This window comes from Phocaeicola fibrisolvens (assembly GCF_025567125.1).
Lineage (GTDB): Bacteria > Bacteroidota > Bacteroidia > Bacteroidales > Bacteroidaceae > Phocaeicola > Phocaeicola fibrisolvens.
Map to the genome: position 1 here is coordinate 127,137 of NZ_JAOQJI010000004.1, position 17,283 is coordinate 144,419.

General features: G+C 44.6%; 15 protein-coding genes and 1 tRNA gene. 9 read left to right on the plus strand and 7 right to left on the minus strand.

All coding sequences use genetic code 11. The annotated features are described in order from the left end of the window. The first annotated feature begins 10 nt into the window (after positions 1-10). From OCV81_RS02880 to OCV81_RS02890, 3 genes are read left to right on the plus strand one after another with little or no spacing between them, the layout of a single operon-like run. Positions 11-922: a lysophospholipid acyltransferase family protein gene (locus OCV81_RS02880; protein ID WP_148328209.1), complete on the plus strand. Its 912-nt coding sequence runs from the start codon at positions 11-13 to the stop codon at positions 920-922. Further along, entirely contained in the window at positions 919-1,797 is an 879-nt protein-coding gene (locus OCV81_RS02885; protein ID WP_148328211.1) for a glycosyltransferase family 2 protein, read from the plus strand. Before OCV81_RS02880 ends, OCV81_RS02885 begins: the two co-directional genes overlap by 4 nt. Positions 1,798-1,809: 12 nt before the next feature. Further along, positions 1,810-2,829, plus strand: a complete 1,020-nt coding sequence (locus OCV81_RS02890) for a glycosyltransferase family 2 protein (RefSeq protein ID WP_148328213.1) — start codon at positions 1,810-1,812, stop codon at positions 2,827-2,829. Between the two features lie 16 nt (positions 2,830-2,845). Here the strand turns inward: OCV81_RS02890 and OCV81_RS02895 are convergent, their stop codons facing one another. Together OCV81_RS02895 and OCV81_RS02900 are read right to left on the minus strand one after the other, a co-directional pair. Beyond that, a complete protein-coding gene (locus tag OCV81_RS02895) occupies positions 2,846-3,631 on the minus strand; it encodes a DUF5672 family protein (RefSeq protein ID WP_148328215.1) in 786 nt (261 codons plus the stop codon). Between the two features lie 10 nt (positions 3,632-3,641). Then, a complete protein-coding gene (locus OCV81_RS02900; protein ID WP_148328216.1) occupies positions 3,642-4,568 on the minus strand; it encodes a glycosyltransferase family 8 protein in 927 nt (308 codons plus the stop codon). 108 nt (positions 4,569-4,676) lie between these two features. On the opposite strand from OCV81_RS02900, the gene OCV81_RS02905 reads away from it, so the two are divergent. Next, positions 4,677-5,687 (plus strand): glycosyl transferase family 90, encoded by a 1,011-nt coding sequence (locus tag OCV81_RS02905; RefSeq protein WP_148328218.1) that lies wholly within the window; start codon positions 4,677-4,679, stop codon positions 5,685-5,687. Between the two features lie 31 nt (positions 5,688-5,718). Here the strand turns inward: OCV81_RS02905 and OCV81_RS02910 are convergent, their stop codons facing one another. Continuing rightward, positions 5,719-7,077, minus strand: coding sequence for a purple acid phosphatase family protein (locus tag OCV81_RS02910; RefSeq protein WP_148328220.1), 1,359 nt, complete (start codon positions 7,075-7,077; stop codon positions 5,719-5,721). A gap of 109 nt (positions 7,078-7,186) precedes the next feature. On the opposite strand from OCV81_RS02910, the gene OCV81_RS02915 reads away from it, so the two are divergent. Then, on the plus strand, positions 7,187-9,154 hold the full coding sequence (locus OCV81_RS02915) for an LTA synthase family protein (RefSeq protein ID WP_262640022.1): 1,968 nt from the start codon (positions 7,187-7,189) through the stop codon (positions 9,152-9,154). A gap of 83 nt (positions 9,155-9,237) precedes the next feature. Here the strand turns inward: OCV81_RS02915 and typA are convergent, their stop codons facing one another. After that, positions 9,238-11,043 carry a translational GTPase TypA gene (gene typA / locus OCV81_RS02920; protein ID WP_022353784.1) on the minus strand — a complete coding sequence of 602 codons (1,806 nt, stop codon included), beginning with the start codon at positions 11,041-11,043 and terminating at the stop codon, positions 9,238-9,240. A 382-nt stretch (positions 11,044-11,425) separates the two neighbouring features. On the opposite strand from typA, the gene OCV81_RS02925 reads away from it, so the two are divergent. Both OCV81_RS02925 and rpsO read left to right on the plus strand, forming a co-directional pair. Continuing rightward, positions 11,426-12,421, plus strand: a complete 996-nt coding sequence (locus tag OCV81_RS02925) for a cation diffusion facilitator family transporter (RefSeq protein ID WP_022353783.1) — start codon at positions 11,426-11,428, stop codon at positions 12,419-12,421. 113 nt (positions 12,422-12,534) lie between these two features. Beyond that, positions 12,535-12,804: a 30S ribosomal protein S15 gene (rpsO, locus tag OCV81_RS02930; protein ID WP_007560687.1), complete on the plus strand. Its 270-nt coding sequence runs from the start codon at positions 12,535-12,537 to the stop codon at positions 12,802-12,804. 101 nt (positions 12,805-12,905) lie between these two features. On the opposite strand, the gene OCV81_RS02935 is transcribed toward rpsO, so the two are convergent. Both OCV81_RS02935 and OCV81_RS02940 read right to left on the minus strand, forming a co-directional pair. Further along, positions 12,906-13,550 (minus strand): LuxR C-terminal-related transcriptional regulator, encoded by a 645-nt coding sequence (locus tag OCV81_RS02935; RefSeq protein ID WP_148328224.1) that lies wholly within the window; start codon positions 13,548-13,550, stop codon positions 12,906-12,908. Between the two features lie 5 nt (positions 13,551-13,555). Next, a complete protein-coding gene (locus OCV81_RS02940) occupies positions 13,556-15,382 on the minus strand; it encodes a tetratricopeptide repeat-containing sensor histidine kinase (protein WP_148328226.1) in 1,827 nt (608 codons plus the stop codon). Positions 15,383-15,630: 248 nt separating this feature from the next. Between OCV81_RS02940 and OCV81_RS02945 the strand changes: the two genes are divergently transcribed. Both OCV81_RS02945 and OCV81_RS02950 read left to right on the plus strand, forming a co-directional pair. Continuing rightward, on the plus strand, positions 15,631-16,320 hold the full coding sequence (locus tag OCV81_RS02945; protein WP_148328228.1) for a hypothetical protein: 690 nt from the start codon (positions 15,631-15,633) through the stop codon (positions 16,318-16,320). A gap of 20 nt (positions 16,321-16,340) precedes the next feature. Continuing rightward, positions 16,341-16,916: a hypothetical protein gene (locus tag OCV81_RS02950; RefSeq protein ID WP_022353574.1), complete on the plus strand. Its 576-nt coding sequence runs from the start codon at positions 16,341-16,343 to the stop codon at positions 16,914-16,916. A gap of 114 nt (positions 16,917-17,030) precedes the next feature. Here the strand turns inward: OCV81_RS02950 and OCV81_RS02955 are convergent. Then, positions 17,031-17,102: transfer RNA gene (locus OCV81_RS02955), tRNA-Arg, on the minus strand. Between the last annotated feature and the right edge of the window lie 181 nt (positions 17,103-17,283).

A 17,283-nucleotide genomic window follows, 5' to 3' on the forward strand; every position in this document is an offset into this window, starting at 1 on the left:
CAATGTCCTGATGAAGTTTGTATACCGTATATTGTTTTTCTTCCTGTATCTGTTGTCCCTGCTTCCGTTGAGGCTACTTTATTTCATATCCGACTTGCTGTTCTTCCCCTTGTTTCATTGGATTAAATATCGTCGGAAGGTGGTTCAGCGGCAGTTGGAAGAATGTTTCCCAGAGAAGAGTCAGAAAGAAAGAGAGGATATCGAACGTCGGTTCTATCATTTCTTCTGTGATTACCTGATGGAGGTGATTAAATTGTTTTCCATTTCAAAACAAGAGATGAAGCGTCGTATGGTGTTTACGAATTTGGATGAAGTTCGTGCTGATCTGGAAAAGGAGAATAAAAAATTTTGTTTTTTGTATTTAGGACATTATTGCAATTGGGAATACATTGCTTCGTTGAGTGGTTGGATTCCGGATATGTATGGAGGTCAGATTTATCACCGCATTTATAATCAGGCCTTTGATGAACTTTTTCTACGTTTGCGAGGAAAGTTTGGTGGAGAATCGATCTTGATGAAAGATACCCTGCGGCGTATCCTGACTTTACGCGGGCAGGAAAAGAAGGTGATGATTGGCTTTATCTCCGACCAGCTTCCAAAATGGGAAAACATGAACCATTGGACTACCTTCCTGAATCATGAGACTTCTTTCTTTATCGGGGCAGAGCGTATTGCCAAACAAGTAGATGCGGCCTTATATTATGTGGATGTGAAGCGCGTGAGAAGAGGATATTATCAGGCTACTTTCCGTTTGATGACGCTTCATCCGAAAGAATATCCGGATTATTCCTTGACAGACCAGTATGCGCGTCTGCTGGAAGAGACGATTCGCCAGGCGCCAGAGTATTGGTTGTGGACACACAAGCGTTGGAAACGGACGAAAGAAGAATGGTTAAAGTGGAAACAAGAAACTGAAAAATGAAGATATCAATAGTTGTCCCTGTTTATAATACGGAAAAATATTTGACAGAATGTGTAAATAGTATCTTACTTCAAACTTTTACGGATTTTGAAGTTATATTGGTTGATGATGGCAGTAAGGATAAAAGCGGACAGATTTGTGATAGATTGTCGGAGACTGATTCTCGTATAAAGGTCTTTCATCAACTGAATTCAGGGGTTACGTGTGCGAGAGCTAAAGGAGTGGCTTTGGCACAAGGTGAGTGGATTTGTTTTGTTGATTCGGATGATACTCTTCCTGTGGATTCTTTGGAGAAACTGAATGCAGGCATTTGTGATAATCAGAAAATCCTGACAAAAGAATGGATTAATATCGTGGAATATCGTGAGATGTGCATTACGGGAAAAGGCGTTTATCCTGGTCCGTGGGCTAGATTGATAAGACGAAGAATATTTGATGAGAATACTTTTGCAATACCTCGTACTATTGTTAAAGGAGAGGATATGCTGATGAATATTCGTTTATCTTTTGCTTCTACTAAAGATATACATATCATTCCTTTTAGAGTATATCATTATTTATCTCATTCAGAGAGTTGTGTGCATAATTTTATTCATAACTGTGATTATGAATATAATTTCTATAAAGAGAAACTATGTGTAATACCTCAAGGAGAACGTTTATTTTATAGGAAATATTGTATAAAGAATGCCTTGAAAGCATTGCATCGAATTATAAGATGTTCACCTTCTGTCAAAGATTGGAAAGAATCTTTGTTTGTGGCTCAGTTGAAAAAAGATGTTGTTGCTTTTCGTTACCGTTTGTCTTTATTGGATTATGTTTTGCTTATGGTTAAAAATGATCTTCTTAATGAGATTTTCCGTAGATTACTTTAATATCTTGATATTATGAATGATTTAGAGAATAGACAGAATAGTTTCCCGCTTATTTCAATTATTGTACCGGTTTATAATGTTCAAGAGTATTTGGAACGATGTGTGGTTTCGTTGCTTCATCAAACCTATCATAACTTGGAAATCATATTGATAGACGATGGGTCAACGGATGATTCACCCAAACTTTGTAAGGAACTCCAGAATAGGGATGCTAGAATTAAATTCGTATCACAGACAAATCAGGGTATTGGGGCCGTTCGGAATTTAGGGCTATCTATGGCACATGGAGAATATGTGGGTTTCGTTGATAGTGATGACTGGGTGGATGAGGATATGTATGAATCTTTGTTGAAATTGATGCTTGAAAGGAATGCGGATGTGGTTTGTTGCGCGCATTACAGAGAAGGAGAGATAGATGGAAAGATTGAAATGGTAGGAGCAGGTTCTAAAGTTATTGAATTTACTCGTCAAGAGGCCTTTGAAGCTTTAAGATGTGAGCGGTTTATTTTAAACTTCTTGTGGGATAAACTGTTTAGACGTGACCTCTTTTCTGAAATAAATTTTCCTCATGAACACAAGTTCGAGGATCTTATTGTTTCTCCTCAATGGTTGTGTAAAGTAACAAAAGTTGTATATAGTCCACAGCCTAAATATCATTATTCTATTCGTGTGGGGAGTTTGACAAATAGACCCGTTGGGGATGAAATGAAGTGGCGATATGATATGGTTAAGGCATTATCTGAGCAGCAAGCCTTTTGTAAAAAATACCATTTATGGGAAAAAGCGTCTAGCAAATTATTTCGTACTTGTGTTCATTTACTTAATAGATTATTGTTTTTACCTCTGACTCCAGAGTATAAACAAATGCATGCCTTTTGCATGCAAATAATAAAAGAGAAAGATTCTGTAAAAGGACTTGGAATGAATTATCGGTTGAAGAAATATATGTTGACTAATTGCTGGTGTATATATTCAACTTTATATTATTATTCTAAGATGTTACTTTCTTATAGGAGAAAAAAGAAACATTAGCATGTTATGAATCCAATTATTGAGTGATGCAAGGAATAAACGGTTTCCAGAATTTCATGCGGCTTTTGTGCATGAAGCCATGGCATCCCATCGGCAGTTGTTGATGGTTCAGCTGGTAGCACACTCTGGGCTTTAAGTCGAAGGCGAATTGCAGGGCAGTCTCTACGCTCGGATACCGGAAATCTGTCGGGACCAAGGCCCAGAAAATATCTTCATTGTGCATGGAGTCGGCCTGGCTGTTGAAATATTGTATCTCTTTGGCATATTGCCGGCAGGCTTTGCGGAAGGCAGACACCTTCCGGAGACACAGTCCTCCGTTGCCGATTTTGTCATACATTTGCAGGCGGGAAATCTTGTTCGGCGAAGTACACAGCCATTTCTTCAGCTGGATGAACTGTTTCATCGGGAAATGTTTGTATCGGGGGCGTGTAGGCCACGGAGCCGCTATCAGGTCGTAGTCAGCCTGGCACCACTGCTGCAGCTGGTCACTGAAAATCCACGCATCGGTATGGCAGATTAAGATATAGTCTGTATCGTCAAACAGCTGGTAGAAAGCTTCCGACATCATCATCTCATTGTAGCCGGCGATACCTATTTTCGTACCCAGCCAGTCGGTCGATACCCGGACAGTTTCGGCTTGGGGATACGTTTGCGTATAATGTGCGATATTCAATCCCTCGGGAGCAAGAAACACAATCGGGTAGGCCGCCAGTTTTTCCATATTGTTGGCCAGTGCGGCATTTTCCCAGCTGTTCAGAGTTTCTTTATAGAAAGGTATGATGATTTTTACCAGTTGTTTCATAGGGGCTGTTTTAGAGGACATTTAATTGGATGTATTTGGGTTTGCGCAATCCTATATAGAAAGGCAGCAGCCGGAAGAAGCGTTTCAACCGGTTGACCGGATTGTGCAACACCCGTTGCCCTTTCCAGGGGGTCAGGTCAAGGTATTTGAAGTAGACTTCTCTGAGAGGATGCTGGCTGTCATATTCCCACGGCTTCCGGTTAGTGTAATGCAGAATGACAGGGTGCTTCAATATATCCGCAAATTTCTTTCGCCAAGCTTCATCCATTTGTTTGGGGCGGCGATAAAACGCGTCCTGCACATTCCATTTCAAGTCCACCAATATTTTGTTCTTGTGCAAGATGCTGTTCAGTAAGTCCTGGTCGTTGAATAAGATACGTTCCGGGTATTTATGGAAATAGTCTACACAGGCATGCGCCACATCATTCTTGCGCCAATAATCCAGGTTGATTAAAAGTACTCCCGCATTGAAATAAGAATCTTCCATAGGATATTTCAGAATCTCATAGCGTGCCGCCTCATCGCAACCCATATCGGCTACGGCCACCACTCCTGTTTCATCGCTCAGTGGCGTATTCCAGTATTCAGAAATGTCTCCCACGATAACGATGTCGCAATCCAGATAGAGCAGACGGTCGATATCAGCAGGAAGCAGTTCGGAAAGAATGCAGCGATAATAAGTAGCCATGGAAATGCGTTTGCTGAACTTGCGGATGGTGAACCCTTCCAGCAGCTTGATGTCTGGTTCGTAGAAGCAAACCTGGTTCCCGTAGGGAGCAGCCAAGTCAATCAGTGTTTTTTTCTCTGCCTCCGACAAGTCACGGGCAATGATATGAGCTGTGATGGGCTCTTTCCGGTTGTTTTCAAATAGTGAAACTAAGGTTACCGCACAGTGGCGTACGTAATTGCTGTCTATGTTGCAAGCGATGTGTATCATGCTTTATGAAGGGGTTTTGCATTCATTTTTGCAAAGATATAAGATATTCACATAAAAGCACTATCTTTGTCTGGAAACATTTATTCATCCAGATAACAACCTACGATTATGTCTGACAACATCCTGTATAAACTGCACAGCGGAAAACCTAATAAGTTTTTGGACTTTGTAAAGAATTTCTCCGGCTTACTGATTCCCGACGGATGGTATCGTAGCCGGCGTGAAAGCATGTTGGCCAAAGCCCGTCGTCGTCCGGACTATGCGTATATGCAGAAGCGTGTGGCGTATTATATTCGTATCCAGTCGCCTTGGCATATTTCAGCGGAGGATAAGCTGACCCGTGACCGGAGCTGGATTCATTACACCGGGGCCATTGGCGATTACCGGCGGAAAATGTTTCATACAGCCTATTATTTTGACCAACATGACGTGACTCGCTGGTTTCCCCGTACGCTGCGGTGGAATTTCTGTCCGGGTGATGTGTATTTCACTCCGGAAGTACCCACGGTTGTGAAAAGTCGTCTGCTGGCTGCCGATAACCAGAATTCTGTGGTGTTGAAGTTGGACAAACTGCGCCATTTCATGTTTGTACACGATGTAAAATCATTTCGGGAGAAGAAAGATTGTGCCATTTTCCGGGGAAAGATTCGCCAGAGCCGCTTGCGGACCTGTTTCCTGGAAAAATTCTTTGGCAACCCGTTGTGCGACTGCGGAGTGGTAGGGCGGAATGAGGGCTGTCCGGAAGAGTGGATGACTCCCAAGAAAACGATACGGGAACACCTGGACTATAAGTTTATCATGGCGATTGAAGGAAACGACGTGGCCTCCAACCTGAAATGGGTGATGTCGTCAAATTCGTTGGCGGTGATGCCGCGTCCCACCTGTGAAACGTGGTTTATGGAAGGTACCCTGATTCCTGATTATCACTATGTGGAAGTGAAGGACGATTTCTCAGACTTGGAAGAAAAGCTGCACTATTACATTACCCATCCGGAAAAAGCGGAAGAGATTATCGCTCATGCCCATGAATATGTGGCGCAGTTCCGCGACAAGAAGCGGGAAGAGCTGTTGCAAGTGATGGTGATGGAGCACTACTTCAAGACAAGCGGACAGTTATAATGGTACTCGATACAAACAGAAAAAGGGAAGATTATCTTCCCTTTTTCTGTTTGTATGCATTGATTCGTTCCATATATTCCTGGTCTTTCTTATTGCCGGTAGCGGGGGTGAAGTTCAGGTTCTCCGGAATGTCCTTTCCTTCGTCCAATAGTCGGGCCTGTCCTTTGTCCTTGACAATCTTGACACAATCGTACAGGCTTCCGGTGGAGGCGTCAAAAGCATTCATGGTCAAGGTATCCCCTTGCACCTGTATCTGCTGGTAGTATTTCCCGTCGATGCCGAACTTGTCGAAACCTTCTCCAAAGTAAATGCGGTAGATTTTAGGGGAACAGTGGCTGACGGTGTACAGCGGAGTCGCAGGGTTCCCTTCTTTGTCGTGGAGTGTCATTCTGCCGTAGGAGTGTTCGTGTCCTTGCAGTACCAGGTCTACCTGATGTTCCTGAATCAAGGAGTTGAATATGGATTTCTGTATGAGGTTGTTGTATTTTCCCTTGATGGAATACAGTGGATGGTGCAATACTACGATTTTCCAGCGTGCAGTACTTTTTTCCAGCTGTTCTTTCAGCCATTTCCGCTGGGTCCACAAGTAAAAGAACTCGCGGTTGCTGTCCAGACAAAACAGTTGCATGTCATTGTATTTCAGTGTGTACACCTGGTTCTCTCCCACCATGGAGTCCAGATAATAAGAGAAAATCAGTGAAAAGCGGCGTTCCAGTTTGCGAATCGGATATTTCAAATAGTCATGATTGCCGGTCACGGTCAGGATGGGGAGGCATTGGGCTATGGAATCCAGGCCACGGAAGGTTTCTCCCCAGTATGCGTCGATGGGCCGTTCGGTAAGGTCGCCTCCACATACCAGAAATTCCGTTTCCGGATGTGCCTGTAAGGCTTTCTTCAGGAAATAGTTGGTTTGCCCATGGATGGAGTCCTGCACGTCGCCTACATAAAGAAAACTGTAACGGTCTGCATCAGACTGGTTGTGAGTCTGGAAATGATACCATGCAGAATATTTTCCGTCGCTGCACACGCGGTAACGGTAGTAGCGTGAGGGTCTCAGGGAACGCAGACGGGCCACATAATAAGCGGCTTTTCCACTGCGCGATTGGAACGTCTCTCCTTGGGCCTTGATGTAAAGGGTATCTTTTGTAAGGGTATCCGTGAGTTCTACATGAGAAGGATGGACAACGGAGTCATATTGCCAGCTGATATTGCGCGACAAAGCGTCTTTATCACCGAAAGTCAGAAGGACTCTTCCCGGTTCGCTCAACGGGCTGTAGGGAGGTTCAGGCGGATTGCCGAACCAGGCATTCCAACGGGAGTTCACCCAGCAGGTCAAGGCAATGAGAAGGACGACCGTGATACTTAGTTTGATGACGTTTCTTTTTTTCATGTATCTAAAGATTTATATAGTGAAGTTGCAAAGATATAAATAAACTGCGATTTTTATGGGTTTGCAAAAATATAACTAACTTTACAGCCCTAAAAATTAAATGGATATGATGAACAAGAGCCTTTTTTCGAATGTGCTTTCGCTGGCATGGAACTTATTGATGGTCTATGTGTGCTATTTTGTGTGCCGTCTGACTTTCTTGTTGACCAATTTCAATTTGTTTAGTGAACAGTTTGAATGGGGATACATGTGTCGCCTGTTTGGAGCCGGAGTGATTTTTGACACCACAGCCATCCTTTATATCAATGCGTTGTTTATCCTTTTGTTTCTGTTTCCTTTTCATTGGAAAGAAAGTAAAGGTTTCTATCAGGTGGTCCGGTGGGTGTTTGTCGTGGCAAATACTTTCTTCCTGATAGCCAATCTGGTGGATTGTGTGTATTTCCGTTTTTCCGGACGACGTACCACCATGTCTGTGTTCCAGGAGTTCAGCCATGAGGCCGGAGGCAATCTGACTTCCATCATTTTGAAAGAGTTCGCGGCCAACTGGTACCTGGTGTTGCTGGCAGCCGCGCTGGCTTATTTCCTGTATAAGGTGTATCGGGCGCCCCGTCCGCAGGTGTCGGGCAAGAAATGGGGGTATTATGTCCTGCAGACCGTCACTTTGCTGGTGGCCATTCCGCTTGTCGTGTTTGGCATGCGTGGGGGAATGACTGCTGCCACCCGTCCCATCACCATCAGCAACGCCAATCAGTATGCCGACCGTCCGGTAGATGCGTGTCTGGTGCTGAACACGCCTTTTTCTTTGTTCCGTACTTTGGGAAAGAAGGCGTTTATTACCCCTCAGTATATGACAGATGCCGAAGCCGAGAAGGTGTACACTCCGCTGCATGTACCGGCCGATTCGGTACAGTTCCGCCCGATGAATGTAGTAGTGCTGATTGTGGAAAGTTTCAGCAAGGAGTTTGTGGGCAGCTTCAATCGAAGTTTGGACAATGGAACCTACAAAGGATATACGCCGTTTCTGGATTCCTTGCTGACCAAGGGACTGACGTTTGAATATTCATATAGCAACGGACGGAAGAGTATTGACGGCATGCCGTCGGTTTTGTCTTCTATTCCGAGTTTCGTAGAGCCGTTTTTCCTGACGCCGGCTTCCTTGAACGATGTGTCAAGCCTGGCACGGGAGCTGAAGCGCAAGGGATATTATTCCGCTTTCTTCCATGGAGCGATGAACGGTTCCATGGGCTTCCAGGCGTTTGCCAACTCCGTTGGTTTTGATAGTTATTGGGGAAGAACGGAATACAATGAAGATTCAGATTTCCAGGGTGACAAGGACTTTGATGGCACTTGGGCCATTTGGGACGAGGAGTTCCTGCAGTTCTACTGCAAGCGCATGAGCAAATTCAAGCAACCTTTCATCACGTCGGTGTTTACGGCTACTTCGCATAATCCGTATGCGCTGCCTGAGCGTTATAAGAATGTCTTTCCGAAAGGGACTCATCCGATTCATGAGTGCATTGGCTATACGGATAATGCCTTGCGGCATTTCTTTGCTACCGCATCCCGCCAGCCTTGGTTTAAAAACACGCTTTTTGTCCTGACGGCCGACCATGCCAGCATGAATGAGCATCCGGAATATGTGACCGACTTGGGAGCTTATAAGGTACCGATTTTATTTTATGCACCCGGCATGCCGGAATTGAAAGGCTGGGACAAGGAGAAAATTGTGGAGCAAATAGACATCATGCCGACAGTGTTGGGCATTCTGGGGTATGATTATCCGTATGTCGGTTTCGGGCAGGATGCGCTTCATACGTCATCGGCGGAGAAATTCGCGGTGAACTATATCAACGGAAGCGGCATCTACCAGTTCCTGAAAGGCGATTACCTGATTCAGTTCGACGGGGAGAAAGTGATTCATGCCTACCGTTTCCGTACGGATGTGCTGATGAAGGACGATGTGAAAGACACCATGCCGCAAGATACCTTGAAGGCGATGGAAACTCAGTTGAAGTCCCTCATCCAGCAATACATGGAGCGGATGAACGGCAACAACCTGGTATATCGGGAAAAATAAAAAAGGACAGCAGATAAAAAATCCGGGCTTTCAAAGGGAGATTCCTCGAAAGCCCGGATTTCTTTTATATAAACAATGTATGTTTACGCGTTCTTGTTGGCACGCTTGCGTTCTGTTTCATCCAGGATGATCTTACGCATACGCATGCTCTTTGGAGTCACTTCCACGTATTCATCTTCCTTGATGTATTCCAGTGCCTCTTCCAGTGAGAAGATGACCGGCGGAATGATACGGGCCTTGTCGTCTGAACCGGAAGCACGCATGTTGGTCAGTTTCTTTGATTTGGTCACGTTGACCACCAGGTCGTTTTCATGTACGTGTTCACCTACCACCTGTCCGGCATATACTTCGTCCTGCGGATAGATGAAGAACTTACCGCGGTCTTGCAACTTGTCGATGGCGTAGGCAAAAGCTGTACCCGATTCCATGGCAATCATGGAGCCGTTGGTGCGGCGAGGAATGTCACCCTTGTACGGCTGATATTCCTTGAAGCGGTGAGCCATGATGGCTTCTCCCTGAGAAGCGGTCAGCACGTTGGTACGCAGACCGATGATACCACGTGACGGCATGTCGAACTCGATGTTCACACGGTCGCCTTGTGTTTCCATGGACACCATCTCACCCTTACGGCGGGTTACCATATCAATCATCTTGCTGGCAAATTCTTCGGGTACGCTGATGGTCAGCTCTTCAATCGGTTCGCATTTCACGCCGTCGATTTCCTTGAAGATAACCTGCGGCTGTCCTACTTGGAGTTCGTAACCTTCACGGCGCATGGTCTCAATCAACACAGACAGATGGAGCACACCACGTCCGGATACAATCCATTTTCCATCTTCGTTTTCGGTCTTGCGTACGCGCAAAGCCAAGTTCTTGTCGAGCTCTTTCATCAGACGGTCGTGGATGTGACGGGAAGTCACGTATTTACCTTCTTTACCGAAGAACGGAGAGTCGTTGATAGTGAACAGCATGCTCATGGTCGGTTCGTCGATGGCGATAGGTGGCAGCGGTTCCGGGTTGTCGAAGTCGCAGATAGTATCACCGATTTCGAAGCCTTCCACACCGATGATGGCGCAGATATCACCGGAAGATACGGATTCTACCCGTTTGCGGCCCAGTCCTTCGAAGGTATGTACTTCCTTGATTTTTGATTTCACCATGGTGCCGTCTCGTTTGGCCAGAGTGATGTTCATGCCTTCTTTCAAGGTACCTCTATGCACACGGCCTACGGCGATACGTCCTGTGTAAGAAGAGTAGTCGAGTGAAGTAATCAACATCTGCGGCGTACCTTCCAGCTGTTGAGGAGCCGGGATGTATTTTATGATGGCATCCAGCAGCGGGGTGATGGTACCTGTCGGCGTTTTCCAGTCTTCGCCCATCCAGTTGTTCTTGGCCGAACCGTAAAGTACGGGGAAGTCCAGCTGGTCTTCTGTGGCGTTGAGGCTGAACATCAGGTCGAATACCATTTCATACACTTCTTCCGGACGGCAGTTCGGTTTGTCCACTTTGTTAACCACCACAATCGGTTTCAGTCCGATTTGAAGGGCTTTCTGAAGCACGAAACGAGTCTGCGGCATCGGGCCTTCGAAGGCGTCAACCAGCAGAATACATCCGTCGGCCATGTTCAAGACACGTTCTACTTCTCCACCGAAGTCGGCGTGTCCCGGAGTATCGATAATATTGATTTTTGTACCGTTGTAGTTGATGGATACGTTTTTGGAAAGGATAGTGATACCTCTTTCCCGTTCCAGGTCGTTGTTATCCAAAACCAGTTCACCGTTGGTCTGGTCGTTGCGGAACAAATGTCCCGCCAGCATCATTTTGTCTACCAGGGTGGTTTTCCCGTGGTCGACGTGAGCAATAATGGCAATGTTTCTAATATCTTGCATACTATACCTATAATTTGTGCGCAAAGGTACGATTTTTCTTCGAAAAAATCATTGTAAATAAATTGTAAATAAAAAGAATAAGCAAGTGAATCCCTACGGATTTGTCAGCTTATCGCTTTTTATTCTGTTTCGGTTGTGGTAAAGATAATTTTCTATCTGTTTGCAAAGACTTTCAGTTGGTGCTGCGAGGTGCGTGAAGAGATTTTGGGAATGCAAATCCTACAATTGGAGATTATTTTTGTGATGTGTCGATTGTCTTGGAAGTAGACCGATTTCGATTCGTAACAAATGTAAGAAGATTTCTCAAATCTTATGGTTTATAGGTATACTTTTGGCAGGAACTCGCTAACTTTGCTGTCCGTTTATAAAAAGTGAGAGAAAAATGAACGAGGAACAGCTTAAGCAGAAAGTACAAAAAAGGATTGTATTGATTTCTTCCTTGATACTGATTGGGAAGTTTGCGGCCTATTGGCTGACGAATTCTGTTGGAATTTTGACGGATGCAATGGAAAGTATTGTCAATGTGGTGGCGGGGGCAGTCAGTCTTTATAGCCTTCATTGGTCGGCACAGCCAAAAGATAAAAGCCATCCTTTCGGACATGGAAAGATGGAACAGGTGTCGGCTTCTGTCGAAGGCATTCTGATTACGTTTGCCGGTGCATTGATTGTGTATGAAGGCGTGTCGCATTTGTTTTTCCCGGTGGGCATACAGAAATTGGATGTGGGTATCTACATCGTCGCTTTTTCCGGACTGGTCAATTACCTGATGGGCTGGTATAGCGTGCGTATCGGGAAACGGTATAATTCAATGGCTTTGATTGCAGGGGGAAAGCATCTGCAGTCGGACACGTATTCTACCATCGGACTGGTGGCCGGGTTGCTTTTGCTTTATTTCACTAAAATAGCCTGGATTGATAGCGTACTGGCCTTCTTGTTTGGAGGAATTATTATCGTGACGGGAATTTCCATTTTGCGCAAGACGATTGCGAATCTGCTGGACAAGGCGGATGAGGCTTTGCTGAACGACATAGCGCTGGAGTTGAATGAGAAACGTTCTCCCGATTGGATTGACATTCACAATGCCAAGGTTATCAAGTATGGAAGTTACTTGTATATGGATTGTGATTTGACACTTCCCTGGTTTTACACCATTGAAGAAGGGCATCGTGAAGGAGCCCGTTTGAAACAAATTCTGGAAAAGAAATATGCCGACCGGATTCAGTTGACGATACACCTGGATCCTTGTACGGTTTTTGAGCAGGCAAAGTGTCGGAGTTGCTCTTGCAAAAAATGTCAAACGCGTAAAATGGGTTTTGAACAGGTCGAACCGATTACATCGGCTACTTTTATTGAACATGCCAATGAGCTGAAGTCGTGAGACTCTTGGGTTTGTTTTTTGAAAAAAAGTTGTAAAACGCTTGTAGTCTGAAAGATTATGCTTACCTTTGCATCCGCAAATCAAATTTATACATTTTAATAAACAGTCAAATTATGTATTTAGACGCAGCTAAAAAACAAGAAATCTTTGGAAAGTACGGAAAGTCTAACACTGATACTGGCTCACCTGAAGCGCAGATAGCATTGTTTTCATACCGTATTTCTCACCTGACTGAGCACATGAAGCTCAACAGAAAAGATTATAGCACTGAAAGAGCTTTGACAACTTTGGTAGGTAAGCGTCGTTCTTTGCTGAACTACCTGAAGAGCCGTGATATCGAAAGATATCGTGCCATTGTCAAGGAACTGGGTCTTCGTAAGTAATCCGTTACTTGCTGCAGGCAAAAATAAGAGGCTGAACTCCATAAGGGTTCAGCCTCTTGTTTTTTATGGAATGGAATATGGGGGAATGCAAATACTCGATTTCAAAACCAGTTCTTCCATTTGCAAATGAGTTCGGCTACATTTTTGGCATCCATTTTCAGAAGCAGTCTTTTCCGGTAAGTTTGTATGGTGTTGATACTGAGGAAGAGTTGTTTGGATATTTCGTTTGTACTCATACCTTGTGCCAGCAGTTTGAGGATTTCCTGCTCACGTGGCGACAGGATAGAAGGGTCATTGTATGAGGGATTCAGAATACGTTTGTGTACACACAATTCATGGAATTCCTTGCTATAATAAGATTTCCCTTCTTTCAAGGCAGAAATGGCGGCGTCCAGTTCCTTGATGTCCGCTTGTTTGGATACGGCTCCTTGTATGTACGGACGGAAAGAGGGTTGTGCCAGCTTGGCCACAATCCAAGGTTCGTCGTGCATGGTATAGATGAGAAGCTGGCTTTCGGGAGATAAATCATGCAGTTGTTGGATAAGTGCGAATCCGTCTTGGTCGGGATACTGCAGGTCAATGATACATAGGTCGAAAGGAGATTCTGTGAGGACCTGTGTCAGAAGTGAGGGATCATGGATGACAACGCATTCTGCATTCTCGTGTTTGCTGGCAATTGTTTTTATGCCTAAAGCCACAATGGGATGGTCATCTATAATCAGGATTCTGAAGACTTCTGTATGCATATCGTTTATTCCGGTTGAAATGTCAGTTCAAATATATTTTCATGTTTGTCATCGTCTCTGTATTGCCGTGTAGAGCCGTGGATAATCTTGACTCGGTCTGCGATGGTATGAAGACCGATGCCTCGGATACCGGTGGCAGGCAGAGGTGCTGTGGCCTGTTGTCCGTTATCAGTGATGGTCAGCAGGTAGTTTTTTGTGTCGGCAAGCCAGGAGAATCCGACGTGAATTTCGGTAGCCTGTGCGTGCTGGAGGATATTCATGGTGATTTCTTGGACAATGCGGTACACGTTGTGGGCTATATCTGGCAAGAGTGCATGTGTCTCCGTCTGGAGGTGGCCGTCTGTTGTATAACTGATTGTTACCTTGAAGCTTTCAGCCAGGTTGCGCGTCATTTGTTCCAATAGGTCATCCAGTCCTACATGGTCGAATACAGGTGGCATCAGCTTGTGCGAGATGGTACGTACGTTTTTTCTAAGTTCCCCGACAGAAGCCGACAGTTCTTTGTGCCCTTCTATTTCCGTTTTCATCTGCAAGGCCAGCAGGTCGTTGGCAATACCGTCGTGCAGTTCTTTGGCAAAGTACTTGCATTCTTCTTCCAGGCCATCAATGAACCGTTTGGCTGATTCCAGTTTCTTTTCCTGTTCTATTTGTTGCAGTTTCCGTTCTGCCATTTTCCGTTTTTGCCGTTGTGTGAGGATAATGAGGACAATACCCATAAGCAGCAAAACCAGAATGATGCAGATGGTGAGCAGGTGCATTTTCGACCGCAGGACTTTATGCTGTAGCTGGGCGATTTCCAGTTCCTTCTCCTGTGTCTGATACTTGACGTTGAACTCAGCGATTTGCTTGGTCAGTTGCTCTTTTGCCAGTGAGTCTGTCCACATTCGGGCACTGTCCATGTACAGGAAAGCCTTTTCCGGTTGTCCGGTGTGTTGGTAGCATACGGCCATTTTCTCAAACAAGGATTTTTTCTCGGTTCCGCTCGGAGTAGTATTCAGGTAGATGAGGTCTTTTAATGCTTTTGCATACTGTCGGCTTTCGTAGTATGCCGTAGATCTTACCTGAATGAAACCAATGGCCGGGATAGAGTGGATGGACACCTTTTTCAATAGCTCATTTCCTTTTTGTATATAATAGGTGATGGAATCATTTTGGTGTGTACGTTGGAAATAACGGTAAAGACTGGAGATGCACCGTAGTTGCCATTCAGGGTTCTCCTGTGGACTGGAGGCTATCTGCCAGGCTTTTCGGGCAGAAAATCCCGCTTCTTCGGTTTTGTTGATTTGGGCTTTGATGCCTGCCCTTACCTGCCAGATGTTGAAGGTAGTCAGCGTGTCGTTGGTCTGTTGTACATATTGCAAGGCCTGGTCGATGAATTTTTCGGCCTCCGGATAATGCTTTAAGTTGAAATGGAAAACGCCCAGGTTGAGGCTCAGGTTGGCGAGCCAGCTGGCATCTCCATATTTTACTGCGGCATCCAGGGCTTTGTTGTAATAATAAATGGCGGAGTCTTGCATGTTGTGCCGGTGGTAAAGGATGCCCAGGTCATTGTATACGCTGACATGGGTCTCTAAATTTTTTACCCGCGGAAGGTAGGGGAGTACTTTCTTCTTCGTTTCCAGTGCAGCAGGCAGATTGCCTCTATAAACCAAAAGGGTGGCTTGTTCATTGAGAAGAATAGGGTATACGGGCGATTCTTTCGCTCCTTTGGTGGCAAAGGCACGGTCAAAGTAGTATTGGGCGGAGTCGTATGCGCCGTCTGCCATGAGGGAAGCTGCTTTGTCATACCATCGGGTCAGAAGGGTGTCCAGCGGAATGGAACGACAGGTCATCGGGCAATAAATCAACAAACAGAATAGTAGACAGGATAAACGAAACACACGCATAACTTCCTCAATTAAAATTTGTACGGGTAAAAATACATCGTTTTTTTTACTTTTATTGGATTTTGAACTTGGTATTTTTGCTCTCTTGTGAAAATTAGCTGTTTTAGGTGACAAATTTATAAAATTTCCCTGCGTATCTTTGTCTAAAATCCGGTGACCAGTCCGGAGAAGTTTTTTTAATACAATTTGGAACTATGAAAACGAGAAAAATGATTTCGGCTTTTGTCCTTCTGGCAGCCTTGTCGTCTTGTGGCGGAAATTCTTCTGATAAGATGTTCGGTGATATACCGGGTATTTATGAAGAAAAGATGGTTAAATTGGTAAAAAACATGCAGGAGGTTGATGCTAGTAGCAGTCAGTCGGGGGCTTTGGAGATGCTGGCCGATTTTGCCAAAGAAATGGAAGAATTGGAGAAAGAAATGGCTCCGTTGGCCGAGAAGATGAAAGGGCGTACGGTAGACTACACGGTGGAAGAGGGACTGCCTTATCAGATAGTGTCGGATATCCAGATAGAAGAAATGAAATTGCCCGATGTGACAGTGATAGGTAGCAGAGATTCTGAAATCCGGTTAAAGGTAAAGTTTGATGCCGTTGTAACAGGAGTGAGCGAAGGTTCTTATATAAATCTGTATTATCTGCTGTCGGGTGACAAGGGAAATGTAGGTTACGGAACGTTCCGTTCTGGACAGAAAGCTGCTGTCGGGGATACGTTGCATTTGGAGGAGACAATTTATGCTCCTGATGTGCCGGCGGAGTATCAGGAGAGCTGTCGTTCACTGACGTTTGTATCGGAACAAGCTTTTGATTCGGAACGCAAAGTGATTCGGGATAAACAGAAAGAATGGAGCGAAGCACGGAAAAAAGAATTGGGCCTTGATAAATAAGGTATTTATTAGAAAAAAATATGAAGAAGAAAGTATTTTATGCATTGCTCTGTGCGGGCTTGTTGTTGTCAGGGTTGGATGCACAGGCACAGGAAAAAAAGAAGAAAGGTTTTGGAGGATTCTTGAATAAAGTAAACAGTGCTTTGAATGAAACGAACCAGGCTTTGGAAGATGTCAACTCCACATTGGATGGGACAGCCAACAATGCCACGAAAACTGGAGGTGTGAAAGTTACTTCGCCTACAAGAAACCTGAAACTGGAATATAAAGGGAACTATGTGGAAGGAAATGACGTCGTGGTAGAATTCATGCTTTCCAATACAACCGACAAATCTATCGGCCTGAACTGGGGAGGAGGAACTGCATGGGATGACCAGGGGAATTCCTATAGCTTTGGTGACATGGAGTTCACTATTGGAGGAAAAGATGTAGGCCCGACGGGTGTAGAGGTTCCTACAGAAGTACCTGTCAAGGCTGTAATTCGCTTGAAAAAGGTGGATTCGAAGGCAAAGGCTATCGCAAAAATAACCATCAACACTTACCAGTATCAAGGTTTTCAAGTCAGAAAGTTTACCATTGCCCGGGAAGACATGTGAAACGCGTGAAGTGAGAATCAGGTTTTAAAATTATAGGACATAAAATTATTTCAGAGAGGCTGCTTCAAATTTTTGGAGACGGCCTCTTTGCTTGTTTTGGGATGTTCAGATATGTACCTCGGAGGGGAATCGAACCCCTATCTAAAGTTTAGGAAACTTCTATTCTATCCGTTGAACTACCAAGGCAATCTTTCGCAAAAGTAAGCCTTTTTATTGAAAATCCATGATTTTGAGATGAAAAAAGAGGATTTGTGAGGATTTTTTCAGTCTTTAGAGGAGGGATAAAAAACGCTTAGACGTTTTAGATAAAACGCCTAAGCGTTTGGTTTGAAATGTCGAAGCGTTTTACTTCAAATGCTTAGACGTT